This window comes from Flavobacterium sp., assembly GCF_017985075.1.
In the GTDB taxonomy this organism is placed as follows: domain Bacteria; phylum Bacteroidota; class Bacteroidia; order Flavobacteriales; family Flavobacteriaceae; genus Flavobacterium.
Genome location: NZ_JAGNYF010000010.1, coordinates 19,440 through 41,944, shown reverse-complemented (window position 1 = coordinate 41,944; position 22,505 = coordinate 19,440). Strand labels below are relative to the sequence as shown.

The following is a 22,505-nucleotide window of genomic DNA, read 5'->3' as shown; positions in this document are numbered from 1 at the left end:
AAAATAACTTTCTTACCTTTGTGTTTTAAATTTATTATTCTAAGATCAATTCAACACACATGCGAAAAATATATTACCTCGCTTCTTGCGATACCTGTCGAAAAATAATTAAGTCATTGCCTTCAAATGCAAATTTAGAGTTTCACGATATTCGTCAAAATCCTATCACCATAGCAGAATTAGAATTTATGCACCAGCTTTCTGGTAGTTACGAAGCTCTTTTTAGTAAAAAAGCGCAATTATATAAAGAAAAAGGATTGAAAAATTTATCTTTAACAGAAGCCGATTATAAAAATTATATTTTAGAACATTATACTTTTTTGAGTCGCCCCGTTGTGGTGTTAGAAAATGAAATTTTCATAGGAAATAGTCAACCAAATATTTTAAAATTGCAAAAGGCTTTAAGTAATGAGTAGTCGGTCTTGGGCTTTAGTATGTGCTTGGATTGTAGCTATTATTTATGGAATAACTTTTACCGTTGCCAAAGATGTAATGCCAAAGTATGTTGATGCTTATGGATTTATTGTAATGCGAGTTGCTGGTGCTACTATATTATTTTGGTTGGTTTCTTTTCTCGGACCAAAAGAAAAAATTGCTAAAAACGATTTTCTTCGCATTGCCGCTTGTGCCTTTTTTGGCGTTGCTTTCAATATGCTAACTTTTTTTAAAGGATTAAGTTTTACGTCTCCAATTATGGGCGCCGTTTTAATGGTTACCACCCCTATGATTGTTTTAATTCTTTCTTCAATACTTATGAAAGAAAGAATGCAATCGAAAAAAGTTATTGGTATACTTTTAGGATTAGCAGGTACAATAACCTTAATTTTATATGGTAAAGATTTAAATAATGCACCAAATGCCACTTTAGGAAATTTATTAGTATTTGTAAATGCTGTTTCATATGCTTTTTATTTAATTTTTGTAAAGAAGTTAATGGATAAATACAACGCATTTACGTTTGTAAAATACATTTATTTGTTCGGGTTTTTTATGGTGTTACCTTTTGGATATAATGAGTTACAACTGGTAAACTGGAATGAAATCCCTTTAGATGTTAGTTTGAAAATTGGTTTTGTAGTTGTTTTTTCTACCTTTTTCACTTATTTGTTAAACTTAATTTCGATGCGAAATTTAAAACCAACAACAGTTGCTGTTTTTATTTATTTGCAACCTTTTTTTGCTACAATTTTTGCTATTGGTTTAGGAAAAGATAATTTGAATGTAGTAAAAATAGTTTCTGCAATATTAATTTTTGTTGGGGTTTATTTGGTGATTCATAAAAAGAAAGAGACTAGTAACGACTAATCACTATTCACTTTTTACTAATCACTAAAAAAACTTATCTTTACACTTTATTAGAAAAAATATATGATATTATCAATGACCGGTTTTGGTAAAGCAAGTTTGCAATTATCAACCAAAAAAATTACTGTAGAAGTTAAATCTTTAAATAGCAAAGGACTCGACTTAAATACGCGTATGCCTTCTGTTTATAGAGAAAACGAATTGGCTTTAAGAAATCTTTTAGCGCTTAAACTGGAAAGAGGAAAAGTCGATTTTTCATTATATGTTGAGGTAACTGGTGAGGATACTTCATCTAAAATAAATGCGCCTATTGTCAAAGCATATATGGCTCAATTGAAAACGATTTTACCAAACGCAGACGAAACGGAATTGATGAAAATGGCAATTCGTATGCCTGATACGATGAAAACGGAGCGTGAAGAAATAGACGAAAATGAATGGAAACAAATTCAGGCCGTAATTGATGAAGCGATTGAAAATATGTTGTCTTTTAGAAAATCGGAAGGTGCTTCTTTAGAAAAAGAATTTACGTTACGTATTGAAAATATTAGAAATTATATGAATCAGGCATTAGTATTAGATCCTGAAAGAGTAAATAACATTAAAGAACGTTTACAAACGGCAATTGACGAGTTAAAAGTAAATGTAGATACGAATCGTTTTGAGCAAGAACTTATTTATTATTTAGAAAAATTAGATATTACAGAGGAAAAAGTTCGTTTAACCAATCATTTAGATTATTTCTTACAAACGTTAAACGGAAGTGAAGCCAATGGAAGAAAATTAGGATTTATTACTCAAGAAATGGGAAGAGAAATCAACACAATGGGATCTAAATCAAATCACGCTGGAATGCAAAAATTGGTAGTGATGATGAAAGACGAATTAGAAAAAATTAAAGAGCAAGTATTGAACGTTCTTTAAAGCTATATGCCCTAAGCATTAGGCTTTAGGCAAAAGTTAAATATAAAATTCAAGCTTATAGCATATTGCTTAAAGCCAAAAGCTTAAAAAAATGAATCAAGGTAAATTATTAGTTTTCTCAGCTCCGTCTGGGTCAGGAAAAACAACTATAGTAAGACATTTATTAGAACAGGAAGATTTAAATTTAGAATTTTCTATTTCTTGCACCACACGTGAACCAAGAGGCGAAGAAGTACACGGAAAAGATTATTATTTTATTTCTTTAGAAGAATTTAAAAAACACATTAAAGCGGAAGATTTCGTGGAATGGGAAGAAGTTTATCGAGATAATTTTTACGGAACTTTAAAAAGCGAAGTCGAACGCATTTGGGCAAAAGGTAAAAATGTTATTTTTGATATTGATGTAGCAGGCGGACTTCGAATAAAATCAAAATTCAAACAAGAAACATTGGCAGTATTTGTAAAACCACCAAGTATAGATGAGTTGAAAATTAGACTAAAAAAACGTTCTACTGAAAGCGACGATAAAATTAATATGCGTATTGCAAAAGCATCGGTAGAATTAGCTACTGCTCCGCAATTTGACACAATAATCAAAAATTACGATTTAGATGTTGCCAAAGTTGATGCGTATAATTTAGTTAAGGAATTTGTGAATAAATAGGTATTAGGTAAAAGGTAATGGGTTAAGGGTAAAAGTAATTAATCCTGTAAACCCAACACCCAACACCCAACACCCAACCCCTATAAAAAATGAAAATAGGTTTATATTTCGGAACGTTTAATCCCATACATATTGGGCATTTAATTATTGCCAATCATATGGCGGAGCATTCGGATTTAGATCAAATTTGGTTGGTGGTAACGCCACACAATCCGCACAAACAAAAAAACACGTTGTTAGACGATTACCATCGCTTGCATATGGTGCATTTGGCAACGGAAGATTTTCCAAAAATTAAACCTTCGGATATTGAGTTTAAATTGCCACAGCCCAATTATACAATTAATACTTTGGTGCATTTGCAAGAGAAACATCCTAATTTCGAATTTTCTTTAATTATGGGTGAAGACAATTTGAATTCGTTTCACAAATGGAAAAATTACGAAGCAATTTTACAACATCATCACATTTATGTGTATCCACGACTAAATAGTGGAGAAATAAATACACAATTTGATAATCATACCAAAATTCATAAAATAAATGCGCCAGTTGTTGAGCTATCTTCAACTTTTATTCGTGAAAATATTAAAAAAAATAAAAATGTTGTGCCTATGTTACCTCATAAAGTATGGGAATATGTAGAGCATAATTTGTTTTATAAGAAGTAGGATTATATGAAAAAAGCTTTTTTTCAATTGCACAAAACAAAGAAAAACACATTAATTATTTACATATTATGTATTATTTCAATATTTGTAAAAATACTCTCTGAACATTTTAGAGGTACTTGGATTTATCTTTATTTGAGATTGTTTTTTCTTATAGTTTTCTATGGTAGTATTTTTTGGTCTATTTTCAATGGAATTATTATGTATAAGAAAATTAAGTCAAAAACTAAGTTTGATTTTTTATGGATTTTTATTAATTATATTCCTTTTATTATCTTGTTTATAAGATTTGCATCTATTTGGTAAAATATAAATTTAATTCTTCTTAACATTCCTTTACCATTTGTGCTTTGCTATAAGTAGTATCTTTGTTAACTAAATAAATATATCATGTTAAACTTCGAGTTATACAATCCTACCAATTATATTTTTGGTAAAAATCAAATAGAAAAATTAGCGAATTTAATTCCAGCCCATGCAAGAGTACTTTTAGCGTATGGTGGTGGAAGTATTTTTAAAAATGGCATTCATAAACAAGTTACGGAACACTTAAAAGGTTTTGAAGTTATTGAATTTGGAGGTATCGAACCCAATCCGCATTTTGAAACTTTAATGAAAGCCGTAGAAATTATTCGTACCGAAAAAATCACTTTTATTTTAGCAGTAGGTGGAGGAAGTGTTATTGATGGCGTGAAATTTATTTCAGGTGCTGTAAATTATGAAGGAAATGCAGTTGATATTCTAAAAAACAGAATTTTATTTAAAGATAGTTCAAAAGTAATTCCTTTTGGAACTGTTTTAACATTACCTGCTACAGGTTCTGAAATGAATTCGGGAGCTGTAATTACTATTGAAGCTACACAAGAAAAACTAACATTAGGTGGAAGTGCTTTGTTTCCTCAATTTTCTATTTGCGATCCAACAGTAATTCAATCGTTACCTAAAAGACAACTTCAAAATGGCGTAGTTGATGCTTTTACACATGTTTTAGAGCAGTATTTAACGTATCCGCAAGAGGCAATGCTACAAGACCGAATTTCAGAAGGCATATTACAAACATTAGTTGAAATAGGACCAAAAGTAATTGAAAACCCTACTGATTATAAATTAGCATCTAACTTTATGTGGTGTGCTACAATGGCATTAAATGGATTGATACAAAAAGGAGTAGCATCAGATTGGGCAACACACATGATTGGTCATGAATTAACTGCTTTGTACGGAATTGACCACGCAAGAACATTAGCCATCGTTGGTCCGAATTTATATCGAGTAATGTTTGATTCAAAGAAAGAAAAATTAGCACAATTTGGTGAAAGAGTTTTTAATCTGAAAGGAAATTCAACGGAAGAAATTGCTGAAAAAGCTATCAATAAATTGGTGTCGTTCTTACAAGAAATGGGGATGGAAACGAAACTTTCTCAAGCAACTACAAATTATTCCGACACCGCCAATTTCATTGTAAATCGCTTTGAAGAAAGAGGTTGGAAAGCCTTAGGCGAAAAACAAAATATTACTTTAGAAAAAGTAAAAGAAATTGTTGAAATGAGTTATTAAATAAAGTAACAAAGTAACAAAGTAAAAAGTAAAAAAAGCGTCCAAGAAACTAATCTTGAGACGCTTTTTACAAACAAAAAACTACTAACTAAACTACTTTTATTATTTTTTAATCGATATAATATTATTTTCAATAGTCGTGCCAGAAAATACATCTTCACAAATAATTAACATTATTTAAGGTTTTTTAATATTGATTTCGTCATACCTATTAATATTGAAATTGATATCACTATTGCATATTGCTATTCAAAAGTGTATTTTTGGAGTTCATAATTTTAGAACATGGAAAGCAATAAAAAATTTGCAGTTATTGGAGGCGGAAGTTGGGCAACAGCTATTGCCAAAATGTTGTGTGAAAATCAAGAAAAAATAGCTTGGTATATGCGAAGTACGTATGCTTTAGAGCATTTGAAACAGCAAAAACACAATCCAAATTATTTAAGTTCAGTAGCTTTTGATACGAATAAATTGCAATTGACAAACGATATTAACGAAGCCATTCAATTTGCTGATGTGGTAATTTTTGCAATACCATCTGCGTTTTTAAGTGCGGAATTAGGAAAAATGACAGCATCTTTAGAAGGAAAAATAATTTTTTCAGCTATTAAAGGTATCGTTCCAGAAACAAGTTTAATTGTAGGAGAACACTTTCATAATATTTTTTCAATTCCTTACGAAAATATTGGAGTAATTACTGGCCCATGTCATGCAGAAGAAGTAGCGTTAGAGCGGTTGTCGTATTTAACAATTGCTTGTGCAGACGAAGAAAAAGCCAAATATGTTGCTAAAAATTTAGCGTCGTATTATATAAAAACTAAAACGTCTGATGACATTGTAGGAACTGAATACGCAGCGGTTTTAAAGAATATTTATTCTATTGCTGCAGGTATTGCTCATGGTTTGGGTTATGGAGATAATTTTCAAGCCGTTTTAATGAGTAACGCCATTCGTGAAATGAAAAAATTCATCAGAAAAGTACATAAAATGAAACGTAATATTAACGACTCTGCCTATTTAGGCGATTTGTTAGTAACTGGATATTCTGTTTTTTCAAGAAACCGAATGTTTGGAAACATGATAGGGAAGGGCTATACCGTAAAATCTGCTCAAATGGAAATGAGTATGGTTGCTGAAGGGTATTACGCCGTAAAAAGTGCGTATACTCTTAATCAAGAATACAAAGCCAAAACGCCAATTATTGATGCGGTTTATCAAATTTTATATGAAGGTAAAAACGCTAAAAATATATTTAATAAATTAACCGAAAAGTTGGATTAGTTAAAAGGGTTTAAGGTTTATGGCAAAAGGAATAAGTTTCGTTTTTCGTATATTAACCCTAAACCCAAAACCTCACACCCTTCACCCAAAACCCTATACCTAAAAAAAAATGCACTTCATCAACGTCATTCTTCCTTTAAATCTTGATAAAACGTTTACGTATTCCGTAAATGTGGAAGAATACAAGTTTTTGCAACCAGGAATGCGAGTTACCGTTCCGTTTGGGAAAACAAAAGTGTATACGGCTTTAGTTGTAGAAAAGCATACCAATCCTCCTGTTTTATATGAAGCCAAAGAAATCAGCCAAATTATAGATGAGGTTCCTATTGTAAATGAAATTCAACTAAAACATTGGCAATGGATTGCGTCGTATTATATGTGTGCAATTGGCGAAGTTTTTAAAGCAGCATTACCTTCCGGATTGATTTTAGAAAGTGAAACGATGATTTCTTCTTCTCATACAGAATCAGATAAAACATTGGCTACAGATGAAGAATTTTTAGTCTTAGAAGCTTTAGAAAATAAATCATCCATTACAATTTCGGAAATATCACAGATACTTAATAAGAAAAATGTAATTCCAATTGTTCAAAGCTTGTTAGCTAAAGGTTTGCTTACGATGCAAGATGAGGTGCAAGATAATTACAAACCCAAATTAGTAAAATACATTAAACTTCAAGAAGAATTTTTACAACAAGAAAAATTGCAAGAATTACTTGAAATATTAGGAAAAGCAAAAAAGCAAAAAGAAATTGTTTTATCGTATTTTCAATTGCAAGCGACAGAAAAAAAGCCAATTCCTGCAAAATTGTTAATTGAAACTTCTGGCGTTAGTGCAGCGGTTATTAAATCATTAGTCGACAAACAAATTTTTGAAGAATATTATATCAATACAGATCGTGTTTCATTTGAAAAAGAAGCTGAATACGAAATTCATTTAAGTGAATCTCAAACCACGGTTTTAGAAACAATAAAAGAAAAATTTACTCAATTTGATGTCAATTTATTTCACGGAGTAACCGCTTCTGGTAAAACGGAAGTCTATATTAAACTTATTGAAGCATTTTTACAACAAGACAAACAAGTATTGTTTTTATTGCCAGAAATCGCTTTAACTACGCAATTAGTGCAACGATTATCCGCTTATTTTGGAAATCAAATTGCGGTTTTTCACTCGAAATATAATTCAAATGAACGTGTTGAGGTGTACAATCACGTATTGCAAAATTCTGAAAAAGCAAAAGTCGTTTTAGGTGTTCGAAGTGCTTTGTTTTTGCCGTTTTCTAACTTAGGTTTAATTGTGGTTGATGAAGAACATGAAGCCACTTATAAACAACAAGACCCTGCACCTCGATATCATGCCCGAGATGCGGCTATTGTTTTAGCAAAATTTCATAATGCGAAAGTTTTATTAGGAAGCGCAACACCAAGTTTAGAATCGTATCATAATGCCAAAACCAATAAATATGGTTTAATTGAGTTGTTTGAACGATACAATAATGTGGTGTTACCAGAAATTCATTTGATTGATTTAAAAGATAAATATTTCCGCAAACGAATGGATGGTCATTTTTCCGATGAATTATTGGAAAGAATGCACGAAACATTAGCAAATAATGAGCAAATAATGTTGTTTCAAAATCGCAGAGGATATTCGCCGTATATTGAATGCACCACTTGCGGTCACGTGCCTCAATGTCCAAGTTGCGATGTGAGTTTAACCTATTACAAGTATAAAAATCATTTAAAATGTCATTATTGCGGACATAATATGGCGAAACCCACACATTGCCACCAATGTAATTCGTTAGATATTACGGCAAAGGGTTTTGGTACAGAGCAAGTTGAATTAGAATTGATAAAGCTATTTCCTGAGAAACGAATTGCGCGAATGGATCAAGATACCACTCGTGGAAAATTTGCTTTTGAAAAAATGATTGATGCTTTCAAAAATCAGGAAATTGATATTTTAGTTGGCACACAAATGTTAGCCAAAGGGTTAGATTTTGAAAACGTGACTTTAGTTGGAATTTTAAATGCAGATAATTTATTAAATCAGCCGTATTATCGTGCTTATGAACGGGCGTATCAAATGATGGTTCAAGTAGCTGGGCGTTCTGGTAGAAAAGCCAAAAAGGGTAGTGTGGTGATTCAAACGTACAATCCAATGCATAATACGATTCAACAAGTAGTAAATAATAATTATACAGCGATGTTTCATGAGCAATTATACGAAAGACGTAATTTTCAATATCCGCCTTATTTCCGTTTGTTGCAAATAAAATTAAAACATAGAGATTACGAAAAACTTCGTGAAGGTGCTACTTGGTTGTATAATGTGTTAAAACAAAATGTAGCGGTACCTATATTAGGACCAGAAGAACCAGCAATTAATAGAATTAGGAATGAATATATTCGAACCATTCTTATTAAAATTCCAAATAATGCCAATCTTGTTAATACAAAAAAAATAATCAAAAAAGCATTGGTAAGTTTTGAAGCTACATCGCAATATCGAGCAATCAAAACAACTATTAATGTAGATTATTAATAATTTTCTAAAATAGCAATAATTTCTTCTTTTTTATTTCTGCTTAACGGAATTTTTTCCCCGCCAATTTCTACTTGTTTACTATTAAATCGATCTACTTTATCTAAATTAATAATGTACGATTTATGAATTCTAAGAAAGTTTTCTTTTGGCAATTCTATTTCGAAAGATTTCATTGTAGATAAAACTAAGTGAGTATCTTCGTAAGTCACAACTTTAATATAGTCGCCAAAAGCTTCCACCCATTTTACATGTGAGGTGTAGACTTTTATTTTTTTAAGATTACTTTTTATTATTAGATGTGGCCCGTTGTCGTCATGAGTTTGGTCATGTTTTAAATGGTGCATTTCCATTGCTTTTTTTGCAGCAACTAAAAAGCGTGCTTTTTTTATGGGTTTTTGTAAAAAATCTAATGCGGAATAATCAAAAGCTTTAACAGCGTAATCCGCTTTTGAAGTAATAAATACAATTAATGGCTTAACTTTTAAACCATCAATTAAATCAAAACCAGTAATATGTGGCATTTCTATGTCTAAGAAAATTAAATCAACAGTATTATTTGTAATATAATTCTTAGCTTCTAATGCGTTTGAAAAATCACCACCTAAGTTTAAGTTAGGATGTTCGGAAATTAACTTTGCAATAGTAATACGTTGAATAGAACTGTCATCAACAACAATAGTGTTTAATTTCATATATTGGTATTTATTACATCTAAATTCATGCAATTATTTAAAACTAATTTTTGTAAAACTAAAAATTTATTTGATATACAGCATAAAAATATATAAAAAAACAACAGAAAACTAATATTGTAAAAAAATAAATACTTTTTTAATGAATTTGTAAATTAAATATAATTGTATATCTTTGCACCCAATTTAAAAAATACGTACAAATGAAAAATTACGAAACTGTTTTCATTTTGAATCCCGTTTTATCTGATGTTCAGGTAAAGGAAACAGTAAGCAAATTTGAAGATTTTCTTACTTCTAAGGGTGCCAAAATGGTATCAAAAGAGGATTGGGGCTTAAAAAAATTAGCCTATGAAATCCAACACAAAAAAAGTGGTTTTTACCATTTATTTGAGTACCAAGCTCCAGCTGAATTAATCATTTCTTTGGAAACTGAATTAAGAAGAGATGAAAGAATCATGAGATTCTTAACTGTTTCTATGGACAAACATGCTATTTCTTGGGCAGAAAGAAGAAGAGAAAAATTAAAAACTAAAGGAAACTAATCATGTCGATAGCTAACAACGGTAAAAAAGAGGGAGATATCAGATATCTTACTCCTTTAAATATTGATACTAACAAACAAAAAAAATATTGTCGTTTTAAAAAATCGGGTATCAAGTATATCGATTATAAAGACGGTGACTTTTTATTGAAGTTTGTAAACGAGCAAGGTAAAATTTTACCAAGACGTTTAACTGGTACTTCATTGAAATTCCAAAGAAAAGTTTCTGTGGCTGTTAAAAGAGCACGTCATTTAGCTTTAATGCCTTACGTGGCGGATTTATTAAAATAATATTAATCATTTGTTGTTTCGATAAAATCGGAACTAACTTATAAAAATAAAGGACAACAAAATGGAACTAATTTTAAAACAAGACGTTCAAAATTTAGGTTTTAAAGATGATGTAGTAACTGTAAAAAATGGTTACGGTCGTAATTTCTTAATTCCTCAAGGAGCTGCTATTTTAGCAACTTCTTCTGCTAAAAAAGTTTTAGCTGAAAATTTAAAACAAAAAGCACACAAAGAAGCTAAAGTTGTTGCAGATGCAAAAGCAACTGCAGAAGCACTTAAAGCTTTAGAGATAAAAATTACTGCAAAAGCAGGTGGTGAAAAATTATTCGGATCAATTACTAATGCAGATATAGCTCACGCTTTAGAAGCAAACGGACAATCAATTGATAGAAAATTTATTACTTCTGGTATTGTTAAAAGAACAGGTAAATACAATGCTACTATCCGTTTACATAGAGAAGTTATCATTGAATTAGCTTATGAAATTGTTGCTGAAAAAGCATAATTTTATTTAAAATATTTCTTTAAAAAAAGCGTTGCATTTGCAACGCTTTTTTTATTTTTACGGAACTTTAAGTTTTTATACTAAATATTCGTAAATGAAATATACCCGATTAACAAAAGAACAATTAGAAGAACTTCATCCTGAGTTTATTACTTTTTTAGCCACGCAGACTATTGATAAAAAAGAATGGGATGAGCTTAAAGCTAAATCTCCAGAAATTGCTTTGCAAGAAATTGATGTGTTTTCTGATTTAATTTGGGATAAAGCCATTACAAATGTTCGTTTTGTAGATCATTTTTCAAAAAATCATATTTTTCTTTTTAAATGTCACGATACTTTTTTAGAATCTATAATAGTAAATACTTCAGAAGTTTCCGTTGATTTCTTTACTACAGAAGGATTAGAATGGTTAGGGAATAATCTTTTTTCTGATGCAGTTACTATTCAAACAGGAAAAAAAGAAGTTGCCGAAAATCGTAATGAAGAAGTTTTTAAAATAATTGAAAACGGAGGAATAATTAGTAAAGGCGACTTGTATAGTAAACTAATTACATTAATCAATGTATCATAATATGACTGTTTTAGAAACTATTCAATCTTTAAGAGCGGAATTAAATTCGCATAATTACAATTATTATGTGTTAGATAATCCTACGATTTCTGATTTTGATTTTGATTCAAAATTAAAGCAATTACAAGATTTAGAAGCAGCTAATCCTTCTTTTTTCGATGAAAATTCACCAACGCAACGTGTCGGTGGTGCAATCACTAAAAACTTTAATACTGTTGAACACGAATATAGAATGTATTCGCTTGATAATTCGTACTCTAAAGAAGATTTATTAGATTGGCAAACAAGATGTCAGAAAATTTTAGGTGATGTTGATTTAGAATTTACTTGCGAATTAAAATATGACGGCGCATCCATAAGCATCACGTATGAAAACGGCAAATTGGTTCGTGCCGTAACACGCGGCGATGGTTTTAAGGGTGATGACGTGACTCAAAATATTAAAACAATAAAATCTGTTCCGTTACAATTACATGCTGGTTTTCCTGAAAAATTTGATATTCGTGGGGAAATCATTTTGCCTTTTGCAGGTTTTGAAAAAATGAATCAGGACTTAATTGAAATAGGTGAAACACCTTATTCTAATCCAAGAAATACTGCTTCAGGAAGTTTAAAATTACAAGATAGTGCCGAAGTGGCAAAGCGCCCATTGGAATGTTTGTTATACGGAATGATTGGCAATAATTTAGCAATTAAAACGCAATATGATAGTTTAGAATTGTCGAGAAAATTAGGATTTAAAGTACCAAATCAGAGTAAATTAGCTAAAAACATTGATGAAGTTTTTGAATTTATTGAATATTGGGATAAAAACAGACACAATTTACCCTACGAAACAGATGGAGTAGTTGTGAAAATAAACAACATTCATTTTCAAGAAGAATTAGGTTATACAGCAAAATCGCCTCGTTGGGCTATGGCGTATAAATTTAAAGCAGAACAAGTGAGTACTGTTTTGCAATCTATTTCTTATCAAGTTGGTCGAACTGGAGCAATTACTCCTGTGGCAAATTTAGAACCTGTTCAATTAGCAGGAACAATCGTAAAACGAGCATCTTTGCATAATGCAGATCAAATTTTTAAGTTAGATGTTCGTGTAAACGATGAAGTTTTTGTGGAAAAAGGAGGCGAAATTATTCCAAAAATAATTGGAGTAGCGAAAAGAGGAAATCAAGAAAATCCAACCATTTATATTTCAAATTGCCCAGAATGTGATACGAAATTGACAAGAAGTGAAGGAGAAGCGAATCATTATTGTCCAAATTTTTATGGATGTCCTCCTCAAATTGTTGGAAGAATTCAGCATTTTATTACCAGAAAAGCAATGGATATTGATGGTTTAGGTGGTGAAACTGTCGCTTTATTATATAATGCCGGTTTGGTAAAAAATTATGCCGATTTATATGATTTAAAAAAAGAACAAATTGTGGTTTTGGAAAGAATGGCGGATAAATCTGCCGATAATCTAATTTCAGGAATTGAAAATTCAAAAGCAATTACATTCGATAGAGTTTTATATGCATTAGGTATCCGATATGTGGGTGAAACCGTCGCTAAAAAATTAGCCAAACATTATAAAAACATTGATAACTTGGCTAAAGCTGATTTACTTGATTTAGTTACAGTAGATGAAATTGGAGAACGAATTGCACAAAGTGTAATGGATTTCTTCCAGAATTCAGATAACAAAACTATAATAAATAAATTAAAAGCAGTAGGTATTCAGTTTGAATTAAATGAGATTTCAACAGCTGTTTCCAATATTTTAGAAGGAAAAATATTTGTTGTTTCTGGTGTTTTTGAAGTTTTCTCTAGAGACGATTTGAAAAAAGCCATCGAAGATTATGGCGGAAAAGTAGGAAGTTCTATTTCTGCGAAAACCAATTATGTTATCGCTGGAGCCAATATGGGACCTGCTAAATTAGAAAAAGCCAACCAGTTAAAAATTGAAATTATTGACGAATATCAATTTCAAAAAATGATAAATAGTTAAGAATTAAATCACTACAATGTTTTTTTCTTTACTAATGTATTTGGTTTCGTCGCTAAAATAAAAATCAATTCGGCCTAAATTTATTCCATAGGCACCAACTTGGTTGATCACTACTTGTTTGCCAGTTTTATTTGTTTTTATAACTGGTTTATCTAAAAAGGTGTGTGTGTGCCCGCCAATTATTAAATCAATATCTTGTGTGGCAGCGGCTAATTTAAGATCTGAAGGTTTATCTTTTTCATTTTTGTAATCAAATCCAAGATGCGACAAACAAATTATTAAATCACATTTTTCAGTTTCTTTAAGTGTTTTAGTAACATCTGTAGCGACATCTATTGGGTTATTATATTTGGTTTCTTTATATAATTTTTTGTCCACTAAACCTTCTAATTCAATACCTAAACCGAAAACACCAATTTTTATTCCGTTTTTTATAAAGGTTTTATAAGGTTTTACAATTCCGTTTAACTCGGTATTTTTAAAATCATAATTTGCAGAAACAAAGTCAAAATTAGCATTTGGTAATTGAGCGAAAAAGCCGTCAATTCCATTGTCAAAATCGTGATTTCCTAATGTTGCCAAATCGTATTTCATCATACTCATTAGCTTAAATTCCAATTCGCCTCCATAATAATTAAAGTAAGGTGTGCCTTGAAAAATATCACCTGCATCTAATAACAACACATTTTCTTCTTCTTTTCTAATCTGTTCAATAATATTTGCACGTCTTGCCACACCTCCCATTGATGGATTTCTTGGATGATTTTCCGGGAATGGATCAATATGACTGTGCACATCATTAGTATGCAAGATGGTTATTTTTTTCTCTTTTACAGTAGAAAAACTCGACAATGAAAGTCCGCTAAGTGAAAGTAATGCTGAAGTTGCAGCTGTATTTTTGATGAAATTTCTTCTTTTCATAGGAGTTATTCTTTAATGATTCTTTGAACGGTTGAAGCTTCAATAGTTTTGTATCTGTAAAAATAATCAATCAATACATTTCTTATTTTATAATTTAAATCAAAAGTTCCTTCGTTTTTAAGAAAGAAGCTCATATTGTCGCCTCCATTAGCTAAATAATCGGATGTGGCTACGTAATAAATTGTTTTATTTTCGATGGCTTTATCATTAAAAAGAACTTTAGTAATAGTATTTTCTTTATCCAAAAATATTTTTAAACCATTGAGTGGGTGTGGCTTTTTTTCTTTAATAATATGATTTGCCATTGCTATAATTTCTTCGCCTTTAAGGGCAACTACAATTAAGCTATTTTCAAAAGGCATCACTTCAAAAGCATTTCTTTTAGTAATATTTCCTTTAGGAATGATAGATCTTATTCCACCACTATTTAAAAGTACAATGTCAATTTGTTTGTTTTGTTGTTTTTTAAAAACTGGAGTAGCAAATTCCATACAAGCATCCGCCATAAAATTCCCAATATTACTTTGCCATTCACCTTTAGTTTTGTCTAAAGTTTCATTGGTAAAAGAAATTACACTATCTAAATCGGTATTTATATGTGCTCTGTAAGGTGAAATATAAGATTCAATAGTCTCATTTGAAGTGTATTTTGAAGCGACTTCAATTTTTTTTCCTTCAATTTGATAATTGGTATATTTTTTTGTTTTACAAGAAACAGCTCCTAATAATGTTAAAGTTGTAACAAAAATTATGTAAAGAGGTTTCATATTTTTACTTTTGAATGTCATTTATTCGAATAGATTACTTTAATTTTGTAAAAGATGTAAAGTTACAATGATTTATAAAATTATTCTGAATTTATTTCTGAATTATTAAAATATTTTAAAAAACTTAAAAAATATAATATGCAATCATTAATAGGTACTGGTGTAGCTTTGGTAACGCCTTTTAAAAAAGATTTTTCTGTTGATACAGAAGCGTTAACGAAAATTACAAACCATGTAATTGAAGGCGGAGTAGAATATTTAGTAATATTAGGAACTACTGCAGAAAGCGCAACATTAAATGCAGAAGAAAAAGAAGTCGTTATACAAACTATTGTTGCTGCAAATAAAGGCAGAGTACCAATGGTTTTAGGGGTAGGAGGTAACAATACTGCAAAAGTGGTTGAGGAATTAAAGACAAGAGATTTATCTCTGTTTGCTGCTATTTTGTCTGTTTCGCCTTATTATAATAAACCTACACAAGAAGGTATTTATCAGCATTTTAAAGCCGTTTCTGAAGCATCTCCAATACCAATTATAGTTTATAATGTACCAGGAAGAACATCAAGTAATATGTTGCCTGCTACAGTGATACGTTTAGCAAACGATTTTAAAAAAATTATTGGAATTAAAGAAGCCGCTGGCGATATTGTGCAAGCAATGAAATTAATTCAAACCAAACCGGAAGGCTTTTTAGTAATTTCTGGTGATGATATGATTACTTTGCCAATGGTTTTAGCTGGTGGAGCTGGAGTAATTTCTGTAATTGGAGAAGGTTTTCCAAAAGAATTTTCAGAAATGGTTCGATTGGGATTAAACAAAAAAGTAGATGAAGCTTATAAATTACATTACAAATTAGCCGATTCTATTGATATGATTTTCGAACAAGGAAATCCTGCTGGTATTAAAGAAGTCTTTAAACACTTAGGTTTATCTGAAAACACAGTGCGTTTACCCTTGGTGAATGTAGACGAAAATTTATCTGTAAGATTGTCTAATTTTATTAAAAATTTAGGATAAAAATCTTTTTTGTAAAACGTAAAAATATATCTACCTTTGCAGTTGCTTTTTCAAACTGCGCAAAGGCGTAATGTAACATCAAATATGAACAAATTTATATACATACTTTTAGTAGTACTTTCTATTTCATCTTGTAGCCCTTATCAAAGAGCTATGAAATCAGATGATGTAGAATTCAAAACAAAAGTATTTACACAACAAATTGAGAAGAAAAAGTATTCTAAAGCAATAAGATTGTTTGAACAATATGCTTCATCATATAGAGGAAAACCTCAAGGGGAAATGCCTTTTTATAATTATGCTAAAGCATTATATAATACCAAACAATATATTTCAGCAGCATATCAGTTTGAAAGTTTTGCAAGTAGTTATCCAAAAAGTACTTTTGCTGAAGAAGCTGCTTTTTTAGGTGCAGAATGTTACAGTAAAGTATCTCCGATTTATAGTTTAGATCAAGTGGATACGGATAAAGCATTAAGTAAAATTCAAGTTTTTGTGAATAAATATCCAAATTCTACTTTTTTACCAAGAGCAAATGAAATTGTAAAAGAGCTATCTGAAAAATTAGAGCTTAAAGCATTTGAAATCGCAAAACAATACAATACAATTGGTGAATTCACAAGAGATTATAATGCAGCTATCATTGCGTTAGATAATTTCGTGTTTAATTTTCCAGGTTCAAAATATAAAGAAGATGCTTTGTTTTATAAATATGATGCTATGTTCAAATTAGCAACAAATAGTATTCCTTCAAAAAAACAAGAAAGATTAAATTCAGCTAAAACGTATTACCAAAATTTGGTTAAATTTAAAGCAGATACCAAGTATTTAGAGAAATCAAATAAAATGCTTGAAACCTTAGAAAAAGAATTGAAACAATATACAAATTAATCATTATTATGGATTTAAAGAAAACAAATGCTCCAGTAAACACAATAACTTACAACAAAAGTGTAATTGAAGAACCAACTGGAAATGTATATGAAGCAATTACTATAATAGCAAGAAGAGCAAATCAAATTAATTCTGAAATTAAAAAAGAATTATTAGATAAGCTTGACGAATTTGCTACTTATAATGATAGTTTAGAAGAAGTTTTCGAGAATAAAGAACAAATTGAAGTTTCTAAATATTACGAAAAATTGCCTAAACCACATGCTTTAGCTGTTCAAGAATGGTTAGAAGATAAAATTTATCATAGAGATACTAAATAATATAAATTTTAATTAATGTCTGTTTTAAAGGGTAAAAATGTTTTGCTGGGTATTTCTGGCGGAATTGCAGCTTATAAAACAGCCTCATTGGTTAGATTACTTATAAAAGCAGGTGCACATGTACAAGTTGTCATGACACCTGCTTCTGTTGATTTTGTTACACCCTTAACTTTATCGACACTTTCAAAAAATCCTGTATTTTCTACTTTTTACAATAAAGAAGATGAAAATGCAACTTGGAACAACCACGTAGAATTAGCCCTTTGGGCCGATTTTATGATTATAGCTCCAACTACAGCGAATACACTTTCTAAAATGGCTTCAGGAGCTTGTGATAACTTGCTTTTAGCTACTTATTTATCTGCAAAATGTCCTGTTTATTTTGCTCCAGCAATGGATTTAGATATGTACATTCATCCCACAACGATAATGAATTTCGAAACTTTAAGAGGTTTTGGAAATACAATAATTCCTGCTGAAAGCGGTGAATTAGCTAGTGGTTTAAGTGGTGAAGGAAGAATGGCTGAGCCAGAAAACATACTTCAATTTATTGAAAAAGATATCGAAAGTAAATTACCACTAAAAGGTAAAAAAGTTTTAGTAACTGCAGGTCCTACATATGAAGCCATAGATCCAGTTCGATTTATTGGTAATCATTCTACAGGAAAAATGGGATATGATATTGCACTTGCAGCTGCAAATTTAGGCGCAGAAGTGGTATTGGTTTCAGGTCCAACTCATATGCAATTGAATCATAGTTTAGTGTCAATTATCAGAGTTACTTCAGCTGACGAAATGTTTGCTGCTTGTCATCACTATTTTGAAAATACAGATGTCGTAATCGCAGCAGCAGCAGTTGCCGATTATAAACCAAAAAATATTGCTTCTCAGAAAATAAAAAAGGATGAAGCTACGTTTACTATAGAATTGGAAAAGAATAAAGATATTTTATTATCTTTAGGTCAAATTAAAAAGAATCAATTTTTAATTGGATTTGCTTTAGAAACAGAAAATGAAATTGAAAATGCCAAAAGTAAAATCCAAAAAAAGAATTTAGATGTTATCGTCTTGAATTCTCTAAACGATGAAGGTGCAGGATTTGGAAAACCAACCAACAAAGTAACGTTTATTGATAAAGATTTTAATATATTTGATATTCCTTTAAAATCAAAAGAATTAGTTGCCGAAGATATTGTTAACCTAATTGTAAAAAAATATGCGAATTAAATTTTTAGTATTCCTTTTTTTAAGTGTTTTTTGTGCTAATTCGCAAGAATTAAAAGCTATTGTTTCTATTAATACAGATCAAGTTACCAGTGTAAATCCTCAGATTTTTAAGAATTTGGAAAAACAGGTTTTTGATTTTTTAAACAACACTAAATTTTCCGAAAAAGTAGTGAAACAAAATGAAAAAATAAATTGTTCGTTTTTCTTCATCGTAACTAAATTTGAAAGTAATAATTTCGAAGCGTCGTTGCAAGTAAACTCTTCGCGTCCTGTATATAATAGTACATTTACTACTCCAATTCTAAATATTAACGATAAAGATATAAGTTTTAAATATATTGAATTTGAAAATTTAATTTATGATCAAAATGCATTTACATCAAATTTAGTTTCGGTTTTATCGTTTTATGCCAATGTTATCATTGCTTCTGATGCAGATACATTTTCAGATAAAGGTGGAACAGATTCTTATGAAACGGCTTTAAATATTACCAATGTGGCACAATCGAGTGGGTTTTCAGGTTGGGTGCAAACGGGTAAAAAAACAACACGATTTAATTTGATTTCAGATTTAATGTCAAATACGTTTGATGCATACAGAGAAACGTTGTATGAATATCACATCAATGGATTGGATAAAATGGCAGACGATTTAAAACAAGGAAAATTAGGTATCGTAAATGCTATAGATACTTTACTTAAAGTGCACAAAGTAAGACCAAATTCGCTTTTAGCAAGAACCTTTTTTGATACTAAAACAGACGAAATTGTAGATATATTTAATGGCGGACCAGGTATTGATACAGTTAAAGTTAGAGAAAATTTAGCTACCATTTCTCCGTTAAATTCTTCCAAATGGAATAAAATAAGGTAATATGCTTTTATCTTTATCAGTTCAAAATTATGCCTTAATTGAGCAACTTAATATTAATTTTTCCAATCAGTTTGCTACCATAACAGGGGAAACAGGTGCGGGAAAATCGATATTATTAGGTGCTTTGGGTTTAATTATGGGAAATCGTGCCGATTTATCTTCCCTAAAAGATAAAGAAAAAAAATGCGTAGTGGAAGCCAGTTTTGAAATCTCAAAATACAATTTGAAACCTCTTTTTGAAGCGAATGATTTAGATTTCGAAGACACCACAATAATTAGACGTGAAATTTTGCCTTCTGGAAAATCTCGTGCGTTTATAAATGATACGCCAGTTAACTTATCGGAATTACAACTTTTAGCAGAAAATTTAATCGATATTCATTCTCAGCATCAAACGCGTGAATTGGAACAGCAAAATTATCAGATTTCAATTTTAGATGCAATGGGTTCAAATGCCCAAAATCTAAATGAATACACCATTTTATTATCCGATTTCAAACTAAAATCTAAAGAATTAGAACAAGCAATTTCGGATAAAAATGCACTATTTACAGCGCAAGAATACAATTTACACTTGTTAAATGAATTAGAACAAGTAAATTTAAAACCGGAGGAACAATCTGAATTAGAAGGCGAATTACTGAGTTTAAATAATTCTGAATTAATTACAGAAACGCTAAGTAAATTAGTTTCAAGCGCAACTGACGAGCAATTTGGATTTATAACTTCGATTAAAGATTGTAAAAATGCATTGCAAAAAATTGCTGGTTTTTCTTCTTCGTATGCAGAAATATTCGAAAGATTACAATCGGCATTAATTGAATTAGAGGATATTGCAGATACCACATTTCATTTAGCTGAAAAAAACACGTATAATCCAGAACGATTAGAATTTATTTCAAACCGATTACAAGCTATTTACGATTTACAGAAGAAACATCAAGTTACTTCAATTGAAGACTTGTTAGAAATACAAAACCAACTTTCAGAAAAAGTACTTTTAGTAGACAATTTAGATGAAAAAATACTTCAACTAAAGGATTATTTAAGTCAGAAAACAGTTGAATTGAACACTATTTCTAAAACAATATCAGATAATAGGATTGAAGCCATTCCTGTTTTTATTTCTAAAATTTCTGCTATTTTGTATGAATTAGGTATGCCAGATTCGCAATTTAAAATGGAATTGAATACTTCAAATTCGTTTCTTTCTAACGGAACAGATGAATTAGAACTTTTGTTTTCTGCTAATAAAGGAACCAGTTTAGGTTCGTTTAAAAAAGTTGCATCTGGTGGAGAAATGTCAAGAATTATGTTGGCAATCAAAGCAATTTTAGCTGATTTTTCTAAATTACCTACCATTTTATTTGATGAAATAGATACTGGAGTTTCAGGAGAAATCGCATTAAAAATGGGAGAAATTATGAAAAAAATGAGTGCCAACCGACAAGTTTTTGCGATTACACATTTACCGCAAATTGCTTCAAAAGGCGATTCGCAATATAAAGTTTCAAAAGAAACTATTTTAGAGAATACGATTTCAAAAATTGTAAAATTAAATTCTGAAGAACGAATTATTGAAATTGCAGAAATGTTATCTGGCAAGCAAATTACAGATTCGGCACTATCACATGCTAAAACATTATTAAATTAAAATGTATACTTTTGTATCAAGTTTTTAAATACAACAACAATAAAATATAAAATTATGATTATCGAACCAAGAATGCGTGGATTTATATGTTTAACAGCTCATCCAGATGGTTGTGCTCAAAATGTAAAAAATCAAATTGACTATGTAAAATCAAAAGGTAAAATTGAGGGTGCAAAAAAAGTTTTAGTAATTGGTGCTTCTACTGGTTTTGGTTTAGCCTCAAGAATTACAAGTGCATTCGGTTGCGATGCATCTACTATTGGTGTGTTCTTTGAAAAAGAGCCAAGCGAAGGAAAAACAGCTACGCCTGGATATTATAATTCTGCTGCTTTTGAAATGGAAGCAGAAAAAGCAGGTTTATATGCAAAAAGTATTAATGGAGATGCCTTTTCAAATGAAGTAAAACAGCAAACCATCGATATAATTAAAAAAGATTTAGGTCAGGTAGATTTAGTAATATATAGTTTGGCTTCACCTGTTCGTATGCATCCTGTTACAGGAGTTTTACATCGTTCAACGTTAAAACCAATTGGTGGAAAATTCTCAAATAAAACAGTTGATTTTCATACTGGAAATGTTTCAGAAGTTTCTATCGAGCCTGCAAATCAAGACGATATTGATAATACAGTTGTAGTAATGGGTGGTGAAGATTGGCAAATGTGGATGAATGCCTTAAAAGATGCAGGCGTTTTAGCAAATGACGCCATGACATTAGCGTATTCTTACATTGGTCCAGAAGTTACTGAAGCTGTATATAGAAAAGGAACAATTGGTCGTGCAAAAGACCATTTAGAAGCTACGGCTTTTGAAATTACAAAGCAATTAGAAAGTGTAAACTGTAAAGCATACGTTTCTGTAAATAAAGCATTGGTAACGCAAGCTAGTTCTGCTATTCCAGTAATTCCATTATACATTTCATTATTGTATAAAACAATGAAAGCGGATGGTATTCATGAAGGTTGTATTGAACAAATGCAACGTTTATATTCAGATAGATTATATAGTGGTAACGCCATTCCAACAGATGAAAAAGGAAGAATTAGAATTGACGATTGGGAAATGCGCGATGACGTTCAAGAACAAGTGGCTAAATTATGGAAAGTAGCTACAACTGAAAATTTATCTGAAATTGGAGATTTAGCTGGATATAAGAAAGATTTTGATAGTTTATTTGGTTTTGGTTTTGAAGGTGTAGATTATCAAGCAGATACAACAGAAATGGTATTTATTCCAAGTATATCAAAATAAAATTTAAAATTAATAATATTAAAAATCCCGA

General features: G+C 30.5%; 23 protein-coding genes. 20 read left to right on the top strand and 3 right to left on the bottom strand.

Annotation, left to right across the window (positions count from 1 at the left end; translation table 11 throughout):
* The first annotated feature begins 59 nt into the window (after window positions 1–59).
* The 8 genes from KA468_RS03830 to priA all read left to right on the top strand — a co-directional run bounded on the left by KA468_RS03830 (window position 60) and on the right by priA (window position 8,953).
* Window positions 60–416 carry an ArsC/Spx/MgsR family protein gene (locus KA468_RS03830; RefSeq protein WP_291241611.1) on the top strand — a complete coding sequence of 119 codons (357 nt, stop codon included), beginning with the start codon at window positions 60–62 and terminating at the stop codon, window positions 414–416.
* Window positions 409–1,305: a DMT family transporter gene (locus tag KA468_RS03825; RefSeq protein WP_291241610.1), complete on the top strand. Its 897-nt coding sequence runs from the start codon at window positions 409–411 to the stop codon at window positions 1,303–1,305. Before KA468_RS03830 ends, KA468_RS03825 begins: the two co-directional genes overlap by 8 nt.
* Window positions 1,306–1,368: 63 nt before the next feature.
* Complete coding sequence (locus KA468_RS03820; protein ID WP_291241609.1) at window positions 1,369–2,229, top strand: YicC/YloC family endoribonuclease; 861 nt, start codon at window positions 1,369–1,371, stop codon at window positions 2,227–2,229.
* Window positions 2,230–2,320: 91 nt separating this feature from the next.
* On the top strand, window positions 2,321–2,893 hold the full coding sequence (gmk, locus tag KA468_RS03815) for a guanylate kinase (RefSeq protein WP_291241608.1): 573 nt from the start codon (window positions 2,321–2,323) through the stop codon (window positions 2,891–2,893).
* An 89-nt stretch (window positions 2,894–2,982) separates the two neighbouring features.
* Complete coding sequence (gene nadD, locus KA468_RS03810) at window positions 2,983–3,564, top strand: nicotinate (nicotinamide) nucleotide adenylyltransferase (RefSeq protein WP_291241607.1); 582 nt, start codon at window positions 2,983–2,985, stop codon at window positions 3,562–3,564.
* Between the two features lie 390 nt (window positions 3,565–3,954).
* Complete coding sequence (locus KA468_RS03805; protein WP_291241606.1) at window positions 3,955–5,121, top strand: iron-containing alcohol dehydrogenase; 1,167 nt, start codon at window positions 3,955–3,957, stop codon at window positions 5,119–5,121.
* 285 nt (window positions 5,122–5,406) lie between these two features.
* Window positions 5,407–6,402 (top strand): NAD(P)H-dependent glycerol-3-phosphate dehydrogenase, encoded by a 996-nt coding sequence (locus KA468_RS03800; RefSeq protein WP_291241605.1) that lies wholly within the window; start codon window positions 5,407–5,409, stop codon window positions 6,400–6,402.
* Between the two features lie 109 nt (window positions 6,403–6,511).
* A complete protein-coding gene (gene priA / locus KA468_RS03795; protein WP_291241604.1) occupies window positions 6,512–8,953 on the top strand; it encodes a primosomal protein N' in 2,442 nt (813 codons plus the stop codon).
* On the opposite strand, the gene KA468_RS03790 is transcribed toward priA, so the two are convergent.
* The gene (locus tag KA468_RS03790; protein ID WP_291241603.1) at window positions 8,950–9,648 is read right to left on the bottom strand and encodes a LytTR family DNA-binding domain-containing protein; all 699 of its coding nucleotides are present in this window, start codon (window positions 9,646–9,648) and stop codon (window positions 8,950–8,952) included. The two genes, priA and KA468_RS03790, sit on opposite strands and share 4 nt — an antisense overlap.
* 203 nt (window positions 9,649–9,851) lie before the next feature.
* On the opposite strand from KA468_RS03790, the gene rpsF reads away from it, so the two are divergent.
* The 5 genes from rpsF (at window position 9,852) to ligA (ending at window position 13,552) form a co-directional block, all read left to right on the top strand.
* Window positions 9,852–10,193, top strand: coding sequence for a 30S ribosomal protein S6 (gene rpsF, locus KA468_RS03785; protein ID WP_291241602.1), 342 nt, complete (start codon window positions 9,852–9,854; stop codon window positions 10,191–10,193).
* 2 nt (window positions 10,194–10,195) lie between these two features.
* Window positions 10,196–10,483, top strand: coding sequence for a 30S ribosomal protein S18 (gene rpsR / locus KA468_RS03780; protein ID WP_091312528.1), 288 nt, complete (start codon window positions 10,196–10,198; stop codon window positions 10,481–10,483).
* Between the two features lie 61 nt (window positions 10,484–10,544).
* Window positions 10,545–10,988 carry a 50S ribosomal protein L9 gene (gene rplI / locus KA468_RS03775; protein WP_291241601.1) on the top strand — a complete coding sequence of 148 codons (444 nt, stop codon included), beginning with the start codon at window positions 10,545–10,547 and terminating at the stop codon, window positions 10,986–10,988.
* A 94-nt stretch (window positions 10,989–11,082) separates the two neighbouring features.
* A complete protein-coding gene (locus KA468_RS03770) occupies window positions 11,083–11,559 on the top strand; it encodes a DUF6495 family protein (RefSeq protein ID WP_291241600.1) in 477 nt (158 codons plus the stop codon).
* A gap of 1 nt (window position 11,560) precedes the next feature.
* Entirely contained in the window at window positions 11,561–13,552 is a 1,992-nt protein-coding gene (ligA, locus tag KA468_RS03765; protein ID WP_291241599.1) for an NAD-dependent DNA ligase LigA, read from the top strand.
* Between the two features lie 3 nt (window positions 13,553–13,555).
* On the opposite strand, the gene KA468_RS03760 is transcribed toward ligA, so the two are convergent.
* Window positions 13,556–14,473, bottom strand: a complete 918-nt coding sequence (locus KA468_RS03760) for a bifunctional UDP-sugar hydrolase/5'-nucleotidase (protein ID WP_291241598.1) — start codon at window positions 14,471–14,473, stop codon at window positions 13,556–13,558.
* A 5-nt stretch (window positions 14,474–14,478) separates the two neighbouring features.
* Window positions 14,479–15,240 carry a 5'-nucleotidase gene (locus KA468_RS03755; protein ID WP_291241597.1) on the bottom strand — a complete coding sequence of 254 codons (762 nt, stop codon included), beginning with the start codon at window positions 15,238–15,240 and terminating at the stop codon, window positions 14,479–14,481.
* Window positions 15,241–15,378: 138 nt separating this feature from the next.
* On the opposite strand from KA468_RS03755, the gene dapA reads away from it, so the two are divergent.
* The 7 genes from dapA to fabV all read left to right on the top strand — a co-directional run bounded on the left by dapA (window position 15,379) and on the right by fabV (window position 22,474).
* Window positions 15,379–16,257 (top strand): 4-hydroxy-tetrahydrodipicolinate synthase, encoded by an 879-nt coding sequence (gene dapA, locus KA468_RS03750; protein WP_291241596.1) that lies wholly within the window; start codon window positions 15,379–15,381, stop codon window positions 16,255–16,257.
* Between the two features lie 84 nt (window positions 16,258–16,341).
* Entirely contained in the window at window positions 16,342–17,148 is an 807-nt protein-coding gene (gene bamD / locus KA468_RS03745; protein ID WP_291241595.1) for an outer membrane protein assembly factor BamD, read from the top strand.
* Window positions 17,149–17,156: 8 nt separating this feature from the next.
* Complete coding sequence (locus KA468_RS03740; RefSeq protein WP_091312562.1) at window positions 17,157–17,471, top strand: DNA-directed RNA polymerase subunit omega; 315 nt, start codon at window positions 17,157–17,159, stop codon at window positions 17,469–17,471.
* A 15-nt stretch (window positions 17,472–17,486) separates the two neighbouring features.
* Window positions 17,487–18,698, top strand: a complete 1,212-nt coding sequence (gene coaBC, locus KA468_RS03735; RefSeq protein WP_291241594.1) for a bifunctional phosphopantothenoylcysteine decarboxylase/phosphopantothenate--cysteine ligase CoaBC — start codon at window positions 17,487–17,489, stop codon at window positions 18,696–18,698.
* Entirely contained in the window at window positions 18,688–19,572 is an 885-nt protein-coding gene (locus KA468_RS03730) for a DUF4835 family protein (protein ID WP_291241593.1), read from the top strand. Before coaBC ends, KA468_RS03730 begins: the two co-directional genes overlap by 11 nt.
* 1 nt (window position 19,573) lies before the next feature.
* The gene (gene recN / locus KA468_RS03725) at window positions 19,574–21,226 is read left to right on the top strand and encodes a DNA repair protein RecN (protein WP_291241592.1); all 1,653 of its coding nucleotides are present in this window, start codon (window positions 19,574–19,576) and stop codon (window positions 21,224–21,226) included.
* Between the two features lie 54 nt (window positions 21,227–21,280).
* Window positions 21,281–22,474, top strand: coding sequence for an enoyl-ACP reductase FabV (gene fabV / locus KA468_RS03720; protein WP_291241591.1), 1,194 nt, complete (start codon window positions 21,281–21,283; stop codon window positions 22,472–22,474).
* Window positions 22,475–22,505: the final 31 nt, after the last annotated feature.

Excerpts from the sequence above, each read along its gene's own strand:
- rplI (WP_291241601.1), top strand. The coding sequence starts at position 10,545 with ATGGAACTAATTTTAAAACAAGACGTTCAAAATTTAGGTTTTAAAGAT.
- KA468_RS03790 (WP_291241603.1), bottom strand. The coding sequence starts at position 9,648 with ATGAAATTAAACACTATTGTTGTTGATGACAGTTCTATTCAACGTATT.
- KA468_RS03760 (WP_291241598.1), bottom strand. The coding sequence starts at position 14,473 with ATGAAAAGAAGAAATTTCATCAAAAATACAGCTGCAACTTCAGCATTA.
- ligA (WP_291241599.1), top strand. The coding sequence starts at position 11,561 with ATGACTGTTTTAGAAACTATTCAATCTTTAAGAGCGGAATTAAATTCG.
- recN (WP_291241592.1), top strand. The coding sequence starts at position 19,574 with ATGCTTTTATCTTTATCAGTTCAAAATTATGCCTTAATTGAGCAACTT.
- KA468_RS03800 (WP_291241605.1), top strand. The coding sequence starts at position 5,407 with ATGGAAAGCAATAAAAAATTTGCAGTTATTGGAGGCGGAAGTTGGGCA.
- nadD (WP_291241607.1), top strand. The coding sequence starts at position 2,983 with ATGAAAATAGGTTTATATTTCGGAACGTTTAATCCCATACATATTGGG.
- priA (WP_291241604.1), top strand. The coding sequence starts at position 6,512 with ATGCACTTCATCAACGTCATTCTTCCTTTAAATCTTGATAAAACGTTT.
- KA468_RS03730 (WP_291241593.1), top strand. The coding sequence starts at position 18,688 with ATGCGAATTAAATTTTTAGTATTCCTTTTTTTAAGTGTTTTTTGTGCT.
- KA468_RS03805 (WP_291241606.1), top strand. The coding sequence starts at position 3,955 with ATGTTAAACTTCGAGTTATACAATCCTACCAATTATATTTTTGGTAAA.
- KA468_RS03755 (WP_291241597.1), bottom strand. The coding sequence starts at position 15,240 with ATGAAACCTCTTTACATAATTTTTGTTACAACTTTAACATTATTAGGA.
- fabV (WP_291241591.1), top strand. The coding sequence starts at position 21,281 with ATGATTATCGAACCAAGAATGCGTGGATTTATATGTTTAACAGCTCAT.
- KA468_RS03740 (WP_091312562.1), top strand. The coding sequence starts at position 17,157 with ATGGATTTAAAGAAAACAAATGCTCCAGTAAACACAATAACTTACAAC.
- KA468_RS03770 (WP_291241600.1), top strand. The coding sequence starts at position 11,083 with ATGAAATATACCCGATTAACAAAAGAACAATTAGAAGAACTTCATCCT.
- KA468_RS03830 (WP_291241611.1), top strand. The coding sequence starts at position 60 with ATGCGAAAAATATATTACCTCGCTTCTTGCGATACCTGTCGAAAAATA.
- KA468_RS03820 (WP_291241609.1), top strand. The coding sequence starts at position 1,369 with ATGATATTATCAATGACCGGTTTTGGTAAAGCAAGTTTGCAATTATCA.
- gmk (WP_291241608.1), top strand. The coding sequence starts at position 2,321 with ATGAATCAAGGTAAATTATTAGTTTTCTCAGCTCCGTCTGGGTCAGGA.
- coaBC (WP_291241594.1), top strand. The coding sequence starts at position 17,487 with ATGTCTGTTTTAAAGGGTAAAAATGTTTTGCTGGGTATTTCTGGCGGA.
- rpsF (WP_291241602.1), top strand. The coding sequence starts at position 9,852 with ATGAAAAATTACGAAACTGTTTTCATTTTGAATCCCGTTTTATCTGAT.
- KA468_RS03825 (WP_291241610.1), top strand. The coding sequence starts at position 409 with ATGAGTAGTCGGTCTTGGGCTTTAGTATGTGCTTGGATTGTAGCTATT.
- bamD (WP_291241595.1), top strand. The coding sequence starts at position 16,342 with ATGAACAAATTTATATACATACTTTTAGTAGTACTTTCTATTTCATCT.
- dapA (WP_291241596.1), top strand. The coding sequence starts at position 15,379 with ATGCAATCATTAATAGGTACTGGTGTAGCTTTGGTAACGCCTTTTAAA.
- rpsR (WP_091312528.1), top strand. The coding sequence starts at position 10,196 with ATGTCGATAGCTAACAACGGTAAAAAAGAGGGAGATATCAGATATCTT.